This window comes from Tundrisphaera lichenicola, from assembly GCF_051175385.1.
GTDB classification, from domain to species: domain Bacteria; phylum Planctomycetota; class Planctomycetia; order Isosphaerales; family Isosphaeraceae; genus Tundrisphaera; species Tundrisphaera lichenicola.
In genome coordinates this window covers 4177614-4196917 of the sequence record NZ_CP195106.1, presented here as the reverse complement: position 1 = coordinate 4196917, position 19304 = coordinate 4177614, and the positions used below count along the sequence as shown (strand labels likewise).

Here is a 19304-nt window from a genome sequence, read left to right as displayed (position 1 = left end):
GGTCCGTCGAATGCGAGCCGGTCGATCAAGCAGTTCGATCATGGTCTCTCGATCCTCTACTTGAAAGGGCACCTACCATGGGGACGAAGGGCACCGATCCCAAATATATCCGCCACTTCAGCGAGATCGGCATCGAGGACGTGCCCTTGGTCGGCGGCAAGAACGCCTCACTCGGGGAGATGTTCCGGGAGTTATCCACCAAGGGGGTCAGGGTGCCCGACGGCTTCGCAGTGACCGCAGAGGCGTACTGGTACTTCCTCAAAGAGGCCGGGTTGGACCGGACGCTCAGAGCGACCCTCGCCGGCTTGGACACACAAAATACCGAAGAACTCCGCCGGCGTGGGCACCTCGCCCGTCAGGCGGTGGTATCAGCAAGCCTCCCCAAGGATCTCGAGAACGAGATCGCGGTGTCCTACGACGACCTCTCCAAGGAGGCCCCGGAACGGGCGATCGACGTAGCCGTTCGAAGTAGCGCCACGGCCGAGGATCTGCCCGACGCCAGCTTCGCCGGCCAGCAGGAGACCTACCTGAATGTCCAGGGCCGCTCGGCCTTGCTCGAGTCCTGCAAGCGATGCTTCGCCTCACTCTTCACCGACCGAGCCATCTCCTATCGCGCCGACAAGGGTTTCGATCACTTTCAAGTGGGACTGTCGATCGGCGTCCAGAGGATGATCCGCTCCGACCTCGCCTCGTCCGGTGTCATGTTCTCGATCGACACGGAGACTGGATTCCGCGACGCCGTGCTGATCAACGCCTCTTACGGGTTGGGCGAGAGCATCGTCCAGGGCACCGTCAACCCCGACGAATTCCGCGTCTTCAAACCCACGTTGCGGACCGGATTCCGACCGATCCTACAGAAGCGGATCGGGACCAAAGAGTACAAGCTGATCTACGACGTAGGTGGAGGCCGGATGACTCGAACCGTTCCGGTCACAACCGAGGATCGTCGTCGCTTCGCGATCACCGACGACGACATCCTGACTCTGGCCCGCTGGGCGTGCTTGGTCGAGGACCACTACAGCGGAAAGTACGGCCGACCCACGCCCATGGACCTGGAATGGGCGAAAGATGGACGCACGGGTGAGTTATTCATCGTCCAGGCTCGACCGGAGACCGTCCAATCCCAGCGGCGACCCGAGGTCATAGAAGGCTATCGGCTCTGCACTCGGGGTCCTGTCCTCATCAGTGGCCGAAGCGTCGGCGAGAGGATCGGGCGGGGTCCGGTCCGGATCGTGCAACGCGTGCAAGACCTCCACGAGTTCCGCGATGGAGAGGTGCTGGTTACCGACAAGACCGACCCCGACTGGGAGCCGATGATGAAGCGGGCTGCCGCGATCGTCACCAATCGGGGCGGTCGGACCTGCCACGCGGCGATCGTCAGCCGCGAGTTGGGCCTTCCGGCCGTCGTCGGCACGGAGCGAGGCACCGAGGCGCTCCGCAATGGCCAGGACGTTACCGTCTCCTGCGCCGAGGGTGAAACCGGATTCGTTTATGAAGGCCTACTCGACTTCGATGTTCATCGTCAGGACGTTCGCGAACTCGCACGACCTCGGACCAAGGTGATGATGAACATCGCCAATCCCGAAGAAGCCTTCCGGCTGTCATTCATCCCCAACGATGGCGTCGGCCTGGCTCGCGAAGAGTTCATCATCTCGAATACCATCAAGATCCACCCGATGGCGCTGGTCGAGTTCGCCCGAGTCAGCGACCCGGTGGTCCGGGCGGAGATCGAGAGATTGACGGTCGGCTACGACGACAAATCGCTGTTTTTCGTCGAAAAGTTAGCCCAGGGCGTGGCCATGATCGCGGCGGCCTTTTACCCGAAAGACGTGATTGTCAGGCTGAGTGACTTCAAGACCAACGAGTATGCCAACCTCATCGGTGGTCGAGATTACGAACCATCGGAGGAGAACCCCATGCTCGGGTTTCGCGGGGCATCACGCTATTACAACCCGCGCTACCGAGCGGCCTTCGCGCTCGAGTGCCGGGCGATCAAGAAGGTCCGCGACGAGATGGGCCTCACGAACGTAAAGCTGATGGTCCCCTTCTGCAGGACAGTCGAGGAAGGGAGACTCGTCCTCGCCGAGATGGCGGAGAATGACCTCAAGGCACACACCAACGGCCTGGAAGTCTACGTGATGTGCGAAATCCCAAGTAACGTCATTCTCGCGGAACAATTCGCCGAGGTCTTCGACGGTTTCTCGATCGGCTCCAATGATCTGACCCAACTCGTGCTCGGGGTGGATCGCGACTCCGAGATCGTCGCCCAACTCTTCGACGAACGAAACCCGGCCGTCATGACGATGATCGCCGATGTGATCAGTAGGTCCAGGGCCGCTGGCCGTAAGGTAGGTATCTGCGGACAAGCCCCGAGCGATCATCCCGAATTCGCTCGATTCCTGGTCGAGCATCGAATCGACAGCATCTCACTCAATCCCGACACCGTCATGAGAACGACCTTGGTCATCCTGGAATCAGAGGCCGCACTCCTAGCCGCAAAGTCGTCGAAGGATTTTAAAGCTCACGAACGTTCTCATGAAAAAACCCCGACTCATCAATAAACATAAAATCATTCATGTTTTACCCACGTTTGCACCCTTGAACCGAACGGGCCGACAGGTTGCGTTCGATCCAATCGACGGCTCACGACGGGCCATTCGATCGAGGCTACGAGAGCCCACGTCAACACTTCAAGGGTGCAACGTGGGCTCAATTCGTTGGGCAACCTCGACCGGCCCGAGATCGATCCACATCGATGATACCGGGCAGATGCGGAATGATCTGGAAACAGGAGGAAGCTGGCCCGTAGCAGCTACACAACCGGACTCGATCGTTTGGAAGGAACAATGGTTTCGATTCGTCGGCGCATCGGATCCGGCCTCGGTCAAATCGCCTTCCGAGGTAATTCGAATGGATTCCCCAATGCCCCTCGACATACTCGTGGTGAAAAAAGCCCCAGGCACCCGGGCCGACCTCCTGGATTTACTGAGGCGTGAGGGCCATCGAATTGAGACCGCCCGTTCGGACTCCGAGACCTTGGGCCGGCGCGATCTCGAGGCCTTCTCCACAATCATCCTCGATCACGAGGTTCCGGGCGAAATCGCCGAACCTGTTCTTCCCAGGTTGCGCCAGGCGACGCCGGGGACGCCGATCATCCTTATGACGAACCGCTCCGACCTTCAGAGAGCCATCGAGGCAATTCGGCAAGGAGCAACTGATTACATTACAAGACCACTCGTTTTCGATGTATTACGATTCAGGCTCGCTAAAATGGCAGACCGACGACAGTTGGCCATGACCCGGAGTCGGCGCGAATTTGCCTTCCAACAGCTCGTCGAAGCCGCCGACTGGCTGATCATCATCACTCGCCCCGATCAATCCATCCTCTACATCAATCCGTTCGCCGAACCAATCACGCGCTTCTCGGTCCACGATGTGATCGGAGACTCACACAACGATCAGTCCTGTAGCGACGAAGCAGGGTTTACTCTAGAAGAATTCGCCAATCTCGTCCTCAACAACGAACGAATCCGTGACTACGAATGGACTTTCCGTTGTCGGAACGGATCACGCCGCAGTATCGTCTGGAACGCTCGACGACTCGATGAATACCAGGGTGGACCGGCGATCCTCGGCGTCGAACAGGATAATACCGAATTGAAGCGAGCCCAGAGTGTGGTACTCCGATCCGAGAGACTTTCGGCCATCGGGCAGATGGCCACGGGACTGGCTCACGAAAGCCGCAATGCCCTCCAACGCGGCCAGGCTTGCCTGGAGATGCTGGCGTTGTCCGACCGGGACTGACCCCGATCGCTCGACTTGATCGCCCGAGTCGAGCGGGCCCAGCACGATCTCTATCGGATCTTCGAGGATCTCAGCTATTTTGCGGCTCCGATCCTGCTTGTCCGAACCCCATCCAACATCGTCGAGACTTGGCGAGCGGCCTGGGCCGACGTTCTGTCAATGAGCGGGGGACGGGACGCCTCGATCGAAGAATCCATCGAAGGCATTCATCCTTGCTGCAACATCGACAAATCCCGATTCAGGGAGCTGTGTCGCAATCTCTTCGACAATCCCCTGACTGCCTGAAGGGATCCGGCCAGGATCCTGATCCATTGCAGGCCGGCTGACGTCGAGGGTCAAGCCGGGCTCCAGATCGCGGTCAGTGACAACGGCCCGGGTCTCAATCCAAGGGAGGTTGCCAATGTCTTCGAGCCCTTCTACACGACCAAGATCAAAGGAATCGGACTGGGACTGGCATTCGCCCGACGGATTGTCGAGGCTCACGGTGGCCGAATCGAAATATTCGTGCCGGATCGACCCGGGGCCGTCATCCTCATGAACATCCCCATGGATGAAACATCACCCGACCATTTCGCATCGCCATGAACAACGACCAAACGACGGCATCCAAGTTTATCAATTAATCGAAATGAATGCCGTTTGGTCGAACCGCCATAACAGGGCCATACCTGGATCGATCCGACTCAGCCTCGACCTCTCGACAGCCTCAGCACAACAAATAACATATTCATAATTAAATAAATTAAATCAGTAAATATATATAATCTAAATTCCAGTAGGCCGACAAACTCAAGGACTCCGATCCAGCTTATGAATGCCTTGATCCTGGCTTCCTCGGGCCCTCTTGATGTCATCCCCTCCCATCTGCAACTCGTCAGAAGACCTGACCCGGTCCCCGATCGGGATGGAGATCCTGCCGTTTAGCAGGATTGACGGTGATGATGAACGGGCAGAGTCTGGGACCGACCGCTTTCGGCGCCTGGGCCCACCTCGTCCTGAGGCTTTTGCATCATCTGTTTCCCGAAACGCGAGTCTTCCTCCTCGCCAGGTCGGGTCAATAGCTTGTCCACTCCCGTGAAATGCGTGCAAGATGGGCCGGCGAAAACTCGGATGAGTCAAGCGCGAAACCCCATGCCATCAGCAACATCACATCCGCACGGGCACCCATTCTGGGAAACTCGGGTCATCTCGAGCGGGGGGGACGTCTGGTCATCAACGCGATCCCCGAGGAGCACTCGGACTATCATGCCCACCCGTCATTCGACCATGTGGGCGTCTTTGGTTGGATCGAGAATTGATAATTTTTCACACACAATTAACTCATGCCAAAGAGATACTTCTCCCGGTCGCGAAGATACCGATCAGTCCAGAATTCCCCGAGTATCCCACACATGAGGCGAATCGGGCTCTGGTCGAGTTGAAGGGGAAATCGATCAACACAATAATTAACATTCATTTATACAATACAAGACATGTAGGCGCTCCATCGACTCTCCGAGAATCGACCGTGTCGAATGGACCAGAACCATCCTCGGATCTGTGAGACGACTCGGTCGTCTTTCATCCATGAATCAGTCTGCAAGCTTCAGGTCCTTCAGAACCCGAATCGCCTGCTCGACCGTCTCACCGATGTCCTTGCCGGAGGCAACTTCCCACGTCGAACTCGCCGTCGCGAGAGGGGGCTCCTCCCAGTGCTCGGAGGCCTTCAAGTAGATGGACCATTCGGCATCGGAAGCGTCATGCTGGCGACTTTCCAGCCGTGCTCTAATCACGGACATTTCAGCCCGACAGACCACGAGGACGACGGGAACACCCAGGCGTTCCGCCAACTTGCGGAAGCGGTGCCGATCCGCCTCCCGGCCGAAGCTCGCGTCGACCAGGACCCGCTCTCCTTCGAAGAGGTTTTCCTCGGCCCTCCGCGAGCATTCGGCGTAGGTCCTTTCATCCCAATCGGAGCTGTAGATTCCATCCCGATAATCGGCCGGCGACGGCTGCCCCTCCGCGATGCCGGCCAGTTCCTTGCGAACCACGTCCGATCGGATCACGGTTAACCCGGCCCGATCGGCCAGGAAGCGGGACAACGTGGACTTTCCCGATCCGGGCAAGCCTCCCACGAGAACGAGGCAGGGCCTCCGGCTCGGGACATCCAGCTCACCGAGCGCCAGCAACCAGCAGGCGCAGGCCTTCTCGAATAAGACCACCCGCTCGACCGCCGGGATCTCTCCCTCCGATTGCATCAGGCTCTCGACCTTTCCCCGTACGGCGGCACGGTAGGCGATGTAAAAGGGTAGCAGAGCCCGACCTTCCACGTCTCCGTTCGCCCGGAAATAGGCCTCGGCAAATGTCCTCTGTAAATCCCTTCGAGCGTGTCGGGCAAAATCCATCGCAAGAAAGGCCATGTCGGACACCGGGTCGGCATGGCGGAATCGGTCGTTAAACTCGATGCAGTCGACGATAACTAGATCGTCGGGAGGGAGTCTCTCGGGAAAGAGGTAAATGTGGCCAAGTCGAAGGTCGCCATGCGTATCGCGAGGTATTCCGCGGTAAGCACGCGCCTCTATGAGCTCGCCGAGTTGGATCAGTGCCATCTCGGTTAATCGCTGTAATCGATCATAAACCGCTTGGCTAATTGTTAGCCCTATAAACGGAGCGGATTGTTCGAAGTTTTCCCGTGCGTTTCGGGACACCACATCGAATCTCCCGAAGGCCGAGATCTGAGGACCTGACTCGGCCCGGGCGTGAAAACCAGCAATCCGATCCGCCAGGGCTACGACCTGCTCAACCGCGAAGTCATCACGTCGAAGCCGTTCTTTCAGCGTGGCGGCCTCGGGTAGTCGACCCATCATGACGGCCCATTCGATCGCCTCGCCGGCTCCATCCACCCGGAGTGTGTTACCGACTCCGACCACGGGGACGACCTTCAGGTAGACCGAAGGCGCCAGGCGGCGATTCAGGATGATCTCCCGCTCGCAGAAATGGCGTCGACGATCCAGGCTCCCGTAATCGAGGAAGTCGAGCTGAAGCGGTTTCTTGATCTTGTAAGCGAAGGAACCCGCGAGGAAGACCACCGAGATATGGGTTTGATGAACTTCCACCTTGCCGACCGGATGAGAGTAAGCGGCGGGGTCGGAAAGGGCCTCGATCAGCTCAGTGATTTCCATCGACTTGCCCTCGCAGTCCCTTGCTGAAATAGATCCTCTTGGTGAGCTCGGCCGCCGCGACATATGCAACGACGATCGCACCCATGGCGATCAAGAACAGGGCGGGTAGTTGTTGGAAGCCCAGGAGGGATCCCAGCTCCGAGAACGGGAGGGCGAGGGTCGCGAGGATGATCACGATCGTGCTCGCGAGCAAGGCCTTCGCCGGTCGGCTCCCGAACAATGGCCTACGAGTTCGAATCACAAGAACGATGACCGAGGCCGAGATCACCGACTCCACGAACCATCCGGTCCGGAATTGCTCGGGCCGGGCCTTGAGTATCAGCAGGAGCACTCCGAAGGATGCGAAATCGAACAGCGAGCTGACGACGCCGAAGACGAGCATGAATTTGCGGATCTCGCGGACATCCCAGCGTCGCGGACTCTCGATTAGCTCGGAATCTACGCCATCTGTGGCAATCGCCATCTCCGGGAGATCGGTCAGCAGATTCATTAATAGGATTTGCTTGGGCAATAAAGGGAGGAACGGGAGGAACGGGGAAAGGCCCGCCATGCTGAGCATGTTGCCGAAATTGGCGCTGGTGGCCATATTGACGTATTTCAGGGTGTTGGCGAAGGCGACACGCCCCTCCCGGACCCCCTCGATCAGTACGCCAAGGTCTTTCTTTAGTAGGACGATGTCGGCCGCCTTCTTGGCGACGTCGACGGCCGAGTCGACCGAGATGCCGACATCGGCGGCATGTAATGCCGACGCGTCGTTGATCCCGTCGCCGAGGTAGCCGACCACATGCCCGGCCCTTTTGATGGCCAGCAAGATCCGCTCCTTTTGATTGGGCTCGACCTCGGCAAAGATGCCGACCTCGCCGACCTTCTGCGTCAGAGCATCGTTGCTCATCAAGGCGATCTCCGGCCCGGTGAGGACGCCCAGCCCAGTCAACCCCACCAACTCGCCGACTCGCGAGGCGACGAGGCGGTTATCTCCCGTCAGGATCTTGGTCGTGATTCCGAGATGGTTCAATTGCCGAATTGTCACCTCGACCCCGGCCTTGGGAGGGTCATGGAGCACGAGTAGTCCGAGAAAGGTCATGTCCGCCTCTCGTTCCCTCGTCGGACGTGAATCTGGATCGAGATCGCGATAGGCCACGCCCAGGGTCCGAGACTCCCGCGAGCTGAGCTCCTCATGCAATCGCTCAATCTCGGGTCGAACCGAGGCGAGGTCCACGACGTCTCCTCCGGCTCCCTCGGCCCGAGTGCAGGCGGCCAGAACCCCCATCAGTGCCCCCTTGGTGACAAGGAAGTGGCGACCTTCCCTCTCGACCTCGACGCTCAAGCGCTTTCGGATGAAGTCATACGGGACCTCTCCAACCTTGCGATAGCCGGAAAGGTCGAAGGATCGATGGCCCCGGATGGCATCGTCGATTGGATTGGTGAAACCTGATTCGAACGAGGCGTTGAGGTAGGCTTGGAAGAAGACGTTCTCGCTCGCCCGGCCGGCGAAATCCAGGGCACCTTGGATTTGAACCGATCCCTCGGTCAAGGTTCCAGTTTTGTCCGAACAGAGGACGTCCATGCTTCCGAAGCTCTCGATTGAGGCGAGTCGCTTGACGATTACTTGACGCCTGGCCATCTCTCGGGCGCCGTGTGCCAGATTGACGCCGATGATGGCAGGTAGTAATTGCGGCGTCAGCCCCACGGCGAGTGCCGTGGAAAAGAGCAAAGCTTCAAGGACCGTCCTTCCTAATGCGACATTGACGGCGAAAATGATAAGCACCAAGACGAACGTGAGTTGCATGAGGAAATAGCCGAATCGGCGTAATCCTCGCTCGAATTCGGCTTCAGGGCGGACCTGGCTGATCCGCTCCGAAAGGCGCCCGAACTCGGTCTCGCGTCCCGTGAGAATGACCAGGGCCGTGCCGGTCCCGCTCACGACATGGGTACCCCGGAAAAGGCTGTTGCTCCGGCGGCCGAGTACCGTCGCCCCGGGCAGAATTCCCGATGCTTTTTCCGCCGGATATGTCTCCCCGGTCAGCGCGGCCTCGTCGAGATGAAGATCGGTGGAGTCCAGGATCAGACAATCAGCCGGGATGATGTCACCGGCATTGAGCACAACGAGGTCACCCGGCACGACTTCTTCGACCGGGATATCGACCTCCAGGCCGTCCCGGATGACTGTGGTCTTGATCCTGACCTGGGCCAGGAGCGACTCAACGGCTTCGGCGGCCCTGTACTCCTGCCAATACCCGATCAGCCCGCTGATGAGGACGATTGCCAGGATGATCGAAGAGTCGGTGATCTGTCCCAGAGATGCTGAGAGTCCAGCTGCGAGAAGCAGGATAAGTATAATCGGGCTCAAAAATTGCGTGAGCAGGAGATTGAGCCTACCGTGGCGACCTCCCGCGGGAATCGATTTGCCGACCTGGAGATTCCGTCGATCCGATGCCTGTTCGGTCGTCAGGCCCTGCGAACTCGAGTTGACCCGCTTTAACGCCTCCTCGGTCTCGAGTCCCCAGAACGTCTCGAGCCCACGGCCGATGACACCCGCAACATTTCCCGACAATGATATCGTCCCCTCTCACCGGATCAGCCGGAATTCCCCCAATCCGGCGACATTACACATACGTACGGCCCCGGGAAAGATCGACGAAACGACCACCTATGGCCGATTGAGGTCGAGAAGCGAGAATGCCGGGAAACGTACAGAAACCGCCCATGGCCGTTTCAATGGCCCGCCTCGATAACATCGTGCAATCTCCGCCATCAATCGTCGATCGGAGCAGATTCGCTCACGATCAGTTCGATGCTCCGGAGCAGACGCTTCACCTCTCGATTGGTAGGCTTTTCAATCGCATCAGTCCGAATCATGCGGGTTAGGATGCGACGAGACCACTCGAGCAAGAGCAAGCAATCAATGCTCCGCCCACGCTCCAGCAGCCAGGCTTGCATAAGCTGATCCATTTCATCCGAATCGTTTCGGAATCCTGCCAGATCATAGTCTCCATCCCCGCCCGATCTCTCTAAGAGGACTTCGATTTCTTCGAGCATCTTACGGACTCCTTAAGTAGTCTCGCATGGACGCACGCAACGATATTCTGATCCTGAATCGACCGTAACATGGAGTGACCGACCTGAGCTCGAACAGCAAATTACGCCAGAACTCGCTGAGATCTCCCATAAAACGACCATCTCGACCGAATCAGAGGCAAGGCCCCGCCATAATTAACAAAAGAATGATTGACAATTAGACAGCCACGTGTTAATCCTGCATAGTTGAGCAGACACCCAGGCATTGGTTCCAAAAAATCCAATCGACATTAAAAAACCCCACCAATGCGATGTTTCGCACGATGGGGCTGTCATAGCCGAATAGTTGCTACCCTTCGCGAGCAGCACTTTACTTCTCGACAGAATCTATCTGATCCTCGGCGTCAAGGCAACTACCTCAAGCCAAGAATGAAAACGCGACTGATTCGCGGAGGAACGCGCGAGCATCGAATCGAGGTTTGAGTACCGGAAGCATCCCGTTTTGGTCCTTGGCGGCAATCCAAATGGAATTGCCGCGAACCGGACTCCGAGTACGGTCTGGCTATTCCACTCGATCGAGGTGGAAGTCGGCGACCAAGGGCAGGTGATCCGAGGCTGATCTGGCCTGCGCCGTGCGCACGATTCGAGCGTGTCGGATCAGGATTGGACCCCGCGAGAAGGCCTTGTCGAGTGATCCCATCGCGAGGAATGCGGGGAACGACCGAAAGCGCGATCGCGGAGCGGTCACTTGGGAGAAGCCGTGGCGCGAGAAGCAGGCCCGAGCCAGGGTGTCTCGCCAGTCGTTGAAGTCACCGACAATCAAGGTCGGAAGATAGGCTGATTCCTGAAATCGAGGATGACCCAGCAGCTGGTTGACCTGCCAATGTCGCTCGCTTTCCGCCAGCCCAAGATGCCAGTTCACGAGATGAAGCGGACCTTCTGGCGTCTCCACGACGGCGAGCTGGGCACCTCGCGGCTTCTTGCTCCGCAGTCTCAATGAGAGCTGATGTTTGTCGCGGAGCGGCCAGCGAGAGAGTAATAAATTACCATACCCCCCCGTCTTGAGGCGCACGTTGAGTTGGTACATCCGGGCTGCGGCCTGTAGCCTCTCCGAGAGGATCTGGGGCTGGTCGTCGAATCGCGAGCGGCGTAGCCCCCTGGTGACCTCCTGCAAGCAGATAAGATCCGGGGCCTCTTCCTCGATCACCCGGACGATCCGGTCGATTCGGTAGCGGCGGTCGTGGCCTCCGATACCCTTGTGAATGTTGTAACTGATCAGTCGCATCGACTCCAAATCTCCTTCATGGCGGGCCGGAGACCGAGGGATCATCCGGTCGAATTCGCTTCGTCTCCACCTGACAGAGGAAGTCCTCCAGACGCCTCAGGCCGAGCTGCTCCCCGATCGAGGCCACTTGTTCCCCCCCGATCAACTCGTCCAGGGCCTCCGAAGCATGCAAGAGCGTAATCATGCCCGGCCCCGATGCCCGCCGGACCCCAATCAATGCCAACGCATGGCATATGGATCTGTAGACGAACCAGTATCCGATGACATTAGGACCTGGGATCGGCGTCAAGATCACCGACAGTGGAGAGATCAGGAGATCGATCGCGAGCCAGATCCGATGATGGCGTCGCCGACCGGCGAGATAACTCTTCCAGGCCGAGCGAGTTTGCTCCATCGTCAAAGATCGGGGATGATGGAGGATGATCGAGCTCGTCGTGCGGAGGCGTCGGAGCATCGGCTCATCGGGAGCGGTGGATCGCCTCAAGCGGGCCCAGGCGCGACTCGTGAACCGACCTACATGATTCGTGGGAAGATCCAGGGCTTCCCGCATTCTTCGATATCCTCGTTCCAACCATCCGCGAACGCCTCGGGCCGGAGTCAAGCCGGATCGATCATCGTCCTGCGAGTCCGCGGCCTCGGAATAGAATGTGGGGTGGGCGTCTCCTAGATCCAGCAGAAAAACCTCCAGGGCATCATCCCGTGCGGCGCCGCGATCGGGGGGACCTGACGGATCCGGAATCGCTTCGTGGGGCGGCAAAGGGGCGTTCATCAGACCTCCACGGCCGCTCAGAGGCAGGGTGAAAAGAGGCGTGCGATGCCGTCGCGAAGCTTGACCGGCATGCTCCGCCGGTTGATCGACTCGAGCGTGATCGGTTCCGCCTGTCGGATCTTGGCTCGGACGAGCTTCTCCAAGGATGCAGCCAGCTGGGAGCTGTAGCATTCGAGGTTGAATTCGAAATTCAAGCGAAAGCTCCGAGGGTCCCAGTTCCCCGAGCCGAAGAACACCCAGACCTCGTCCACAATCATCAGCTTCGAATGGTCGAAGGGGGGCGGCGAGTACCAGACGCGACATCCACGCTCCAGGACCTGCGCCAGTATGCCGGTGGAGGCCCATTTGACCACGGGCTGATTATTCTCCCGGGGAAGGATGATGTCGACTCGAACACCGCGCATCGCGGCGATGGTGAGGGCGGAGATCAGGACCAACTCGGGCAGGAAATAGGGGGTTACGATCGACACCGAGGAACGGGCGCAGGCCAAAGCCCCCAGGATCGCGATGAGGAGATGATCCATGTCATTGTCCGGGCCGTCGGGAATTCCTCGGGAGAGCACCGAGCCTGCCGGATCGAGCGGTGGAAACCAATTCGGTCCGACCAGTGACTCTCCGGTGCAGAACGCCCAGTCGTCGGCGAAGATCTGCTGCAGTTCGGCCACGACCGGGCCGCGGATCCGGAAATGCAAATCGTGCGTCGGTCGAATCGGCCTTAGGGAAATAGAATAGGATTCGTTGATATTCATCCCCCCGGTGAATCCAACCTGGCCATCGACCACCAGTAGCTTCCGATGGTTACGTAGGTTCAAGTAGGGGAACCAACCCGGCGCGAGCGTCGGGAGGAAGGCCGCGGCAGGGACTCCCGCCTGTCGGAGAGGCCCCAGGATCGAGGGCCAGTCGTACCGCGACCCGAGGTCGTCAACCAGGACCCTTACGGCCACACCCCGATCGACCGCCCGGCCCAGTGCTTCCACGAAAGCCAGGCCGACCCGATCATTGTTGAAGATATAGGTGCCCAGCGAGATCGATAAGGTCGCCTCCTCGATCGCGGCGAGCATGACCGGATAGGCCCGATCTCCATCTGCGAGGGGCTTGACATCATTGCCCGTGAGGAGCGGTCGTCCGGTGAGTTCTCCGAGCAATCGCGCGAGGTCGGAGAGATGCCCTTTATCGATGGGTAGCGTCCGGAGCAGGCTCTCGGAACAGCCAGTCCCCTGGGAAAGCGAGCCCACAGGCCCCTTCAAGGCGCCCTGGAGGCGGGACCGACGATGGATCCTGTTGATCCCCAGCAGCGTGTAGAGGGCGATCCCAACCAACGGTGAGAGCCAGATCAGGCCAATCCAGCTGACGGCGGCCCGCGGCTCACGCTTGGTCAGGATGACATGACCGGATGCGATCAGGCTGATGAGAACGTATACTGAAGACACGAGGTAGGGGATCAACTCGTGGCTGAGCTCCGGGAAACGACTCATCTTCTGGACCCTTGGTAACGGGCTGGAAGATCGACCAATCTCCAGTGTGCGATGAATCGATCGATCCGGCAATCGCGCTTCGTCACCACGCCGGATCGATCGATTCATCGAGCCGAGGATCCCTGAAGGATCGCTCGCGTCGAGCACCGTTGAGCTTCCGTGACGAACCTCAGTCGATGCGGAGCTCTCCTGGGGTCCGACGCCTGGTCTCGAAGGATAGAGATCGAAGGTACTTCGTGATCTCAATGATCGTGACGGGAGCGAGTGCCAGCGTGAGTATCATTCCCCACTCCCGGAACGGGTTGGTCGAGACGTCGAATACGGACCGGGTGAACGAGAGTGAGACCACGGAGAGTTGCAGCAGCGACGAGATGACGATCGCCCCGAGCAGGTAAGGGTTCGAGAACAAACCCAACTCGATGACGGTATGACGCTGGCTCCGGCAAGCGAAGGCGTAGAATAGCTGGGCGAAGGCCAGGGTGGTGAATGTAACGGCCCTGGCATGCTCGATAGTGCCCCCCCGAGAGGCGAGGGCGAACGCCGTCACCCCCGCCGTGGCGATCAATAAGCCATGACCGAGCATGAGCATCCCTCGCCGTTTGGTGATCACGGGCTCTCTGGGGGGACGCGGTCGGCGTTGCATGACCTCCGGTTCGGGGGGCTCCATCGCCAGGGCCAGGGCGGGCAGGCCATCGGTGACCAGGTTGATCCAGAGAAGCTGGATCGCCGTCAGCGGGGCAGGCCAGCCCACCAGGGCCGCGAAGAGCATGAGCAGGACTTCCCCGGCATTGCTCGAGAGCAGATAGTGGACGAATTTTTGGATGTTGTCGAAGATCCCCCGTCCCTCTTCGACGGCATTGACGATCGAAGCGAAATTATCGTCGGTCAGCACCAGGGCCGCGGCCTCCTTGGTCACATCCGTGCCGGTCATGCCCATGGCGATCCCGATGTCGGCCGCCCTGACGGCGGGTGCGTCGTTGACTCCGTCACCGGTCATGGCCACCACTTCCCCCCGGGCCTTCCACGCCCGGACGACGCGAAGCTTGTGCTCGGCGGTCACGCGTGCATAGACCGGGATCCTCACGACTTCCGCCGAGAGTTCGACATCCGAGATCGCGTCCAGCTCGGCCCCGGACACGACCCGGTCCCCTTCGCCGGCGATTCCTAGATCGCGGGCGATGGCCATGGCCGTCTCCGGATGATCCCCCGTGATCACGACGGGCCGGATCCCCGCCTCGCGACATCGGGCCACGGCCACGCGAGCCTCTTCGCGAGGCGGGTCGATCATCCCGACGAGCCCGGCAAAGGTGAGCCCCTTTTCCTCCTCCAGGATGCGACCATCGTCCGGGAGCGATCGAGAGGCCAGGGCCAGGACCCTCAGGGCTCGAGAGGCCATCTCGGCGCCGATTTCCTTGATCTCCCGACGACGATCGTCGTCGAGAGGCACAACCTCCTCGCCCCTTCGCTCTGAAACGCACCGATCGAGGATCACCTCCGGTGCACCCTTGGTGTTCATCTCGACTTCGGCATCAGGCCCCCGGATCACGACGGACATCGCCTTCCGCTCGGAGTCGAACGGAAGCTCGTAGACGACGTGCTGGTCGGGCCCAGAGGGCTCGATCCCTGCCTTGAACGCGGCCACCAACAACGACCCTTCGGTCGGATCGCCGATGACCTGCCACGATTCTTCGCCATCCCCTTGAAGGACCAGCCTCGCGTTGTTGCAGCGGGCCCCGATCGTCAAGAGCCGGATCAGGTCGGGGTCGGCGGCGGTCTCGATCCGTCGGGGATTCGCCGGTCTCTCCGAAGATCTTGATGGAGCGGACTCCGTCGCTCCTTCGCGACTCGAACGATCCGCGTCAGCCCTGAGGAACTCTCCGGTAGGATTGTATCCGTCACCGGTGATCAAATATCGCCAATGACCGACGACAACCTCCCGAACGGTCATCTCATTGCGGGTCAGGGTGCCGGTCTTGTCGGAGCAAATCACCGTTACCGATCCGAGAGTTTCGACGCTCGGTAGCCTGCGAATCAGGGCGTTTCGCTTGACCATCCGCTGAAGGCCCATCGCCAGCGTCAGGGTCACGACGGCGGGCAGCCCCTCGGGAACGGCGGCCACCGCCAGGCTCACCGACAGGAAAAACGCGTCGAAGAGATCGTCGCCCCGAAGCAACTGGAGCAGGAAAACCACGCCTACGACGGCCAGGCATACCACCACCAGGACCTTCCCCAGCTCCCCTAGTCGACGTTGGAGCGGCGTCGGCTCCGATTCGGTCCGATCGAGCAGCCCGGCGATCCGGCCTAGTTCGGTCGCCATGCCGGTGGCGACGACCAAGGCAGCCGCCTTGCCGGCGACGGCCACCGTGCCCGCATAGGCCAAATTTTTCCGGTCACCCAGCGGCGTACCCCTGGGCAGAACACATATCGGATCCTTGCCGACGGGGGACGACTCGCCGGTGAGTGCCGCCTCCTGGACACGGAAGCCCGAGGCCTGGATGAGCCGGAGATCCGCCGGGATGTGGTCCCCCGCTTCGAGTTCGATCCGGTCGCCAGGCACCAGATCACTCGCGGGCACCGATTCGTGCACTCCCTCACGAATCACTCTGGCCATCGGCGAGGAAATTCGTTGGAGAGCCGCCAGCGCCCTCCCGGCCCGTTCTTCCTGGAAGAAGCCGAGTAGGCCATTCAGGAGCACGATCGCCAAGATCGCCAGGGTATCGACCCACTCTCCCATCGCCCCGGCGATCACCGAAGCGACAACAAGGAGCAGGATGACCGGCTCCATGAACTGCCGGGAGAACTTCTCCCAGATCGGGGTCGGAGGTAGCTCCTCCAGCCGATTCGGCCCGTGACGAGATCTTCGAGCGTCCGCTTCGGTGCTGCTCAGACCTCGCTCCCCGTCGGTCCCGAATCCCTCGAGCGTCGCCTCGATCGTGGCTGCATACCAATCGGTCGACCCCGGTTCTCGATCCGTGATCGAGGCCTCATCCTTTTCGAGCACTCGCACCTCTTCATCCGGAACCGCTTGGAGCGGAAGCCTCGGTAGATAGAGGTCTCCGGGTCCTGCCTTTCGGAATCCCCGGACACACCGGAGTCGTCCTTGGCATTCCGGGATCCAAAGGCAGAACTCCCGAAGACTCTCAAGATTAAAAATATACGACCAACCAAAACTCGCCAACAAAAACATACTAATGATTCGTTGATAAATTTGACATGATAATACCTTACATCGTTTGCTTAATGAAACAGGAACATCGGGATCGTGCCCTTCTTGAGCAACGTACTTGTGGTCGAGCCGAGGAAGAACTCGCGAAGTCCAGGCTGGCCATAGGCGCCCATAACGATCAGACCGGGGTCGGAGAGGCGGATCATCTCGAGAAGAACGTCTCCCGGAGATCCTCCCGATTCGACCGGGGATGGATTCGCTTCCATACCGTGAGATTTCAGGAATTCGATCGCGCGATCGGCGTGACGTAAGGCGGTTTTCTTCTCATCCGAGACGCTGAGAACCTGGATCTCCCGCCCTTGGCCCAGCCCCGACGCCTCGAAGGCATACAGAGCGCGGGCGGCCTGAAGGCTGCCGTCGTAGGCTACGATCACCGAATCTCCTTCGCCCGCGCTTTCGGGAACGACCACCACCGGCCGGGGTGTATCCGCCAGTACCTTGGGGAGTGTGACGTCGGGCTCATTCTCCCACCCGAACCGGAAGTGAGTCTGTTGGCCCAGCATGATCAAATCGAAGCGCTGGGCCTCCTCCAGAATTTGGGTGTCCGGCGTACCGACATCCTCCAGAGGTTTGAAAGCAACACCCGCCTCGGCGCATCGAAGGGCCGCTTGCGAAAGTGTCGCTTCGACGCGAGTCCGGGTTTCTTCCAGCAGGGCCGAGTTCAGGCGACTGAAGTAGCCCTCGCCGGAGATGATCTCCTCCGGGCCGTGGATGCCCGGTTCGTCCACACAACCCAAGCCGACGAGCAGAGCATCATATCGTTTGCTCCACCGAATCGCCAGTTTCAGGGCCGAATCGCCGTGTACCGTGCCGTCGAGGCCGACCAGGATCGTTCGCAACATCGGATTCTCATCCTCCTCAAATCGAACGAAGGCTCCTTGGTGAGCCTCCACTTTCTATTCTACACCGACCGAATCGTTCGACGTCACGAGATTTCCCGTGTCGAATCGACCTCGACGGAGCGGGATAAGTTCTCGGATCTACCTTTCATTGGACGGCTGAGTCGCGCTCGGCACAGTTGTTTCAGTCGTGGTCGTTCAAGGGCCTTGTCGGCCCGCTTGCTGGTTGCCGCGACCGATGGTCACCATTCGGTCCCGAATCGAGGGCCCCGCCTCTTGCGCCTCCCGGCTTTCGCGGGCCTCGCGAGCCTGCTCGGCGGCGAGATCTCGCGTCATTGAGGGCTTTCCGCCTCGCGACTCCATCAGTCGGCGACTGGCCTCGAACCAATCCTCCTGATCGGTACAACTGGGCCTCCCCCGCGCTTCCCAGATCGCGTGGGCCAGGGGCGCGATCTCCTCGTCGATCAGGTCTCCGAGACGCTCCGATGATGCCGACAAACGATCAAATTGAGGACTTGGCGTCGTCATTCGCCTAGCTTCTTCCCCCGGTCCATCACCCTTGGAATCGTGCGAGGAATCGGCTTGATGGTCTTTCCTGTCCGATCGATCGTGCTGGTTCATGGCAACCTCGATAGAATCGAATCACGATCACAACAAAACACCACCTAATTACATTTTACAGTTTTCAATTAATGATCCTGAGCGGCACGAGCTATCCCCCGCTCCTGGAGTGTTCAGCGAGCGAAGCATGAGCGCCTTCGGGGTGGGGAGCCTTTACCGTGAGGACCGGACATGCAGCTTTCCTCAGGACGGCCTCGGCCACGCTGCCCATGAACAGGTGTCGCAGCCCGGTCCGCCCGTGTGATCCCATCACGATGAGGCTGCGGTCGCCCTCGTCCTCGGCGATTCGGAGGATTTCGCTGGCGGGATCTCCCCGGATCAAGCGGAATTCCACGGGATGCTTGAGGTCGGGGCCGTCGACCCGACTCGCCATCGCGGTCAGGGAGTCGCGGATGGATGGAACATCGCAAGAGACAGGCACGGTGCCGAAAATGACAGTCTGAGTCGGCAATACGTGTATGAGAACGAGTCGCGTCTCGCATCGCTGGGCGATGGTTCGCGCCGTCTGAAGTGCCAATTCGGAACACTCCGAGAAGTCGGTCGGGTGGAGGATGGCCTTTGAACGATCCCACGACTCAGCTGACTCAGGACCGCGGAAGGTCAGGACGGGGCATCGAGCCCGTCGAACGACAGCCTCTGTCACACCCCCGGTCAATAGTCGTCCCAGCCCGCTCCGGCCATGAGTTCCCATGACGATGAGGTCGCACTCGACCTCGTCGGCGACGCGGAGGATCTCGTCGACCGGGTCTCCCTCCTCTAGGCGTGCCTCCGGTCTCCGGAGTTCCCGAGCATGGACGTCCTGTTTCGGATCGTTCCCGAGGATTGTCCGGTCATCGCCCACATGGGCCGCAAGTTCGATCCGCTCGTTCAGTTTCGCCTCCAGGCCCGCTCGATAGTCCGCCTGACTCTCGGGAAGGTTGAGCACGAGAGAGCCCACCTCGGGTGGGACGAATGCCGGGGCATCGACGTAAATTCTCGCGACGTGCAGGACGATCAACCGGGCGCCACGCTCCCGAGCGATCAGGCGAGCCAACTGATAGGCGTGATCCGCCTGTTCCGAGAAGTCGGTGGGATGAAGGATCGTCTCGACGGGGATCATCTCGGTG

At 59.8% G+C, this 19304-nt stretch carries 13 protein-coding genes; 3 read left to right on the top strand and 10 right to left on the bottom strand.

What is annotated here, in order from left to right; translation table 11 throughout:
• Positions 1-77 precede the first annotated feature (77 nt).
• The 3 genes from ppsA to P12x_RS16660 all read left to right on the top strand — a co-directional run bounded on the left by ppsA (position 78) and on the right by P12x_RS16660 (position 4389).
• Positions 78-2561 (top strand): phosphoenolpyruvate synthase, encoded by a 2484-nt coding sequence (gene ppsA / locus P12x_RS16670; protein WP_435005469.1) that lies wholly within the window; start codon positions 78-80, stop codon positions 2559-2561.
• Between the two features lie 208 nt (positions 2562-2769).
• The gene (locus tag P12x_RS16665) at positions 2770-3804 is read left to right on the top strand and encodes a response regulator (protein ID WP_435005468.1); all 1035 of its coding nucleotides are present in this window, start codon (positions 2770-2772) and stop codon (positions 3802-3804) included.
• A 300-nt stretch (positions 3805-4104) separates the two neighbouring features.
• Positions 4105-4389 carry an ATP-binding protein gene (locus P12x_RS16660; RefSeq protein ID WP_435011674.1) on the top strand — a complete coding sequence of 95 codons (285 nt, stop codon included), beginning with the start codon at positions 4105-4107 and terminating at the stop codon, positions 4387-4389.
• 986 nt (positions 4390-5375) lie between these two features.
• Here the strand turns inward: P12x_RS16660 and P12x_RS16655 are convergent.
• The 10 genes from P12x_RS16655 to P12x_RS16610 form a co-directional block, all read right to left on the bottom strand.
• A complete protein-coding gene (locus P12x_RS16655) occupies positions 5376-6965 on the bottom strand; it encodes an AAA family ATPase (protein WP_435005466.1) in 1590 nt (529 codons plus the stop codon).
• The gene (gene mgtA, locus P12x_RS16650) at positions 6952-9519 is read right to left on the bottom strand and encodes a magnesium-translocating P-type ATPase (RefSeq protein WP_435005465.1); all 2568 of its coding nucleotides are present in this window, start codon (positions 9517-9519) and stop codon (positions 6952-6954) included. Before mgtA ends, P12x_RS16655 begins: the two co-directional genes overlap by 14 nt.
• Before the next feature lie 200 nt (positions 9520-9719).
• Positions 9720-10004, bottom strand: coding sequence for a hypothetical protein (locus P12x_RS16645; RefSeq protein WP_435005463.1), 285 nt, complete (start codon positions 10002-10004; stop codon positions 9720-9722).
• Between the two features lie 541 nt (positions 10005-10545).
• The gene (locus P12x_RS16640; protein WP_435005462.1) at positions 10546-11268 is read right to left on the bottom strand and encodes an endonuclease/exonuclease/phosphatase family protein; all 723 of its coding nucleotides are present in this window, start codon (positions 11266-11268) and stop codon (positions 10546-10548) included.
• A gap of 16 nt (positions 11269-11284) precedes the next feature.
• Positions 11285-11722, bottom strand: coding sequence for a hypothetical protein (locus P12x_RS16635; RefSeq protein ID WP_435005460.1), 438 nt, complete (start codon positions 11720-11722; stop codon positions 11285-11287).
• 332 nt (positions 11723-12054) lie between these two features.
• Positions 12055-13512, bottom strand: coding sequence for a phospholipase D-like domain-containing protein (locus P12x_RS16630; RefSeq protein ID WP_435005459.1), 1458 nt, complete (start codon positions 13510-13512; stop codon positions 12055-12057).
• A 169-nt stretch (positions 13513-13681) separates the two neighbouring features.
• Positions 13682-16519 carry a cation-translocating P-type ATPase gene (locus tag P12x_RS16625; RefSeq protein ID WP_435005458.1) on the bottom strand — a complete coding sequence of 946 codons (2838 nt, stop codon included), beginning with the start codon at positions 16517-16519 and terminating at the stop codon, positions 13682-13684.
• Between the two features lie 230 nt (positions 16520-16749).
• Positions 16750-17580 carry a universal stress protein gene (locus P12x_RS16620; protein WP_435005456.1) on the bottom strand — a complete coding sequence of 277 codons (831 nt, stop codon included), beginning with the start codon at positions 17578-17580 and terminating at the stop codon, positions 16750-16752.
• A gap of 195 nt (positions 17581-17775) precedes the next feature.
• On the bottom strand, positions 17776-18105 hold the full coding sequence (locus tag P12x_RS16615) for a DUF2934 domain-containing protein (protein ID WP_435005455.1): 330 nt from the start codon (positions 18103-18105) through the stop codon (positions 17776-17778).
• Between the two features lie 184 nt (positions 18106-18289).
• Positions 18290-19297, bottom strand: a complete 1008-nt coding sequence (locus P12x_RS16610) for a universal stress protein (RefSeq protein ID WP_435005454.1) — start codon at positions 19295-19297, stop codon at positions 18290-18292.
• Positions 19298-19304: the final 7 nt, after the last annotated feature.

What these genes read in the sequence shown, in the direction of transcription:
- P12x_RS16645 (WP_435005463.1), bottom strand. Translation starts at nt 10,004, where the DNA reads ATGCTCGAAGAAATCGAAGTCCTCTTAGAGAGATCGGGCGGGGATGGA.
- P12x_RS16620 (WP_435005456.1), bottom strand. Translation starts at nt 17,580, where the DNA reads ATGTTGCGAACGATCCTGGTCGGCCTCGACGGCACGGTACACGGCGAT.
- P12x_RS16630 (WP_435005459.1), bottom strand. Translation starts at nt 13,512, where the DNA reads ATGAGTCGTTTCCCGGAGCTCAGCCACGAGTTGATCCCCTACCTCGTG.
- P12x_RS16635 (WP_435005460.1), bottom strand. Translation starts at nt 11,722, where the DNA reads ATGCTCCGACGCCTCCGCACGACGAGCTCGATCATCCTCCATCATCCC.
- P12x_RS16655 (WP_435005466.1), bottom strand. Translation starts at nt 6,965, where the DNA reads ATGGAAATCACTGAGCTGATCGAGGCCCTTTCCGACCCCGCCGCTTAC.
- P12x_RS16665 (WP_435005468.1), top strand. Translation starts at nt 2,770, where the DNA reads ATGCGGAATGATCTGGAAACAGGAGGAAGCTGGCCCGTAGCAGCTACA.
- P12x_RS16615 (WP_435005455.1), bottom strand. Translation starts at nt 18,105, where the DNA reads ATGACGACGCCAAGTCCTCAATTTGATCGTTTGTCGGCATCATCGGAG.
- ppsA (WP_435005469.1), top strand. Translation starts at nt 78, where the DNA reads ATGGGGACGAAGGGCACCGATCCCAAATATATCCGCCACTTCAGCGAG.
- P12x_RS16640 (WP_435005462.1), bottom strand. Translation starts at nt 11,268, where the DNA reads ATGCGACTGATCAGTTACAACATTCACAAGGGTATCGGAGGCCACGAC.
- P12x_RS16610 (WP_435005454.1), bottom strand. Translation starts at nt 19,297, where the DNA reads ATGATCCCCGTCGAGACGATCCTTCATCCCACCGACTTCTCGGAACAG.